Origin of the sequence: Lederbergia ruris (assembly GCF_018332955.1) — a bacterium.
GTDB classification, from domain to species: domain Bacteria; phylum Bacillota; class Bacilli; order Bacillales; family Bacillaceae_C; genus Lederbergia; species Lederbergia ruris.
Genome location: NZ_BORB01000110.1, coordinates 1 through 661, shown reverse-complemented (window position 1 = coordinate 661; position 661 = coordinate 1). Strand labels below are relative to the sequence as shown.

Annotated in this window: 2 protein-coding genes; both read left to right on the top strand. The window is 39.0% G+C overall.

Annotated elements, in window-relative coordinates; genetic code table 11:
- The coding region (locus KI363_RS21635) for a helix-turn-helix domain-containing protein (RefSeq protein ID WP_212967617.1) at window positions 1-303 on the top strand (303 nt) is incomplete at its 5' end.
- Window positions 291-661 (top strand): IS3 family transposase (locus KI363_RS21630; protein ID WP_212967616.1); only part of this gene is annotated, 371 nt, incomplete at its 3' end. The genes KI363_RS21635 and KI363_RS21630, both read left to right, overlap by 13 nt.

Below are 661 nucleotides of genomic sequence, written 5' to 3'. Positions count from 1 at the left end.
AAAGAGCGTATTGAGATTGTACAATATGCGATTGCCAATGATTTCAATTATCATCAAGCTGCAGAAAAGTATGAGGTTTCGTACCAACAAGTTTATAGCTGGGTTCGTAAATATCAGAAAGATGGAGACCAGGCTCTTCAAGATCGTCGTGGGAAGACATTAGAATCCAAGCCAAACCTAACGGAAGAAGAAAAATTACAGCTTCGAATCAGGGAACTGGAATACCGCAATCAATATTTGGAGGCAGAAAACGGTATTCTAAAAAAGTTAGAGGAAATCGAAAGGAGGAGATGGGACGATTAGGGCGAAAATTACCACTGTTTCAAGCAATTCATGAATATCATGAAGAAACAGGCATCCCGATTCAATTATTATGCGACATTTTAAAGGTATCCCGTTCTGGATATTATAAATGGCTGCATCATATACCAGGGGATCAAGAAGAAGAAAATAAATGGCTGATGAAAGAAATTCAAGCGATTTTTAAACAGTACGGAGGGATTTACGGCTACCGCAGAATCAGAATGGTCATTCAGCGCAAGTGCGGAAAACGATATAATTTGAAGCGCATTCGTCGTTTGATGATTTTATTAGGCTTAAAATCATTTATCCGCCGTTCGAATGGATATTCCACCAAAACAAGCTACGTCAACATCGAGGA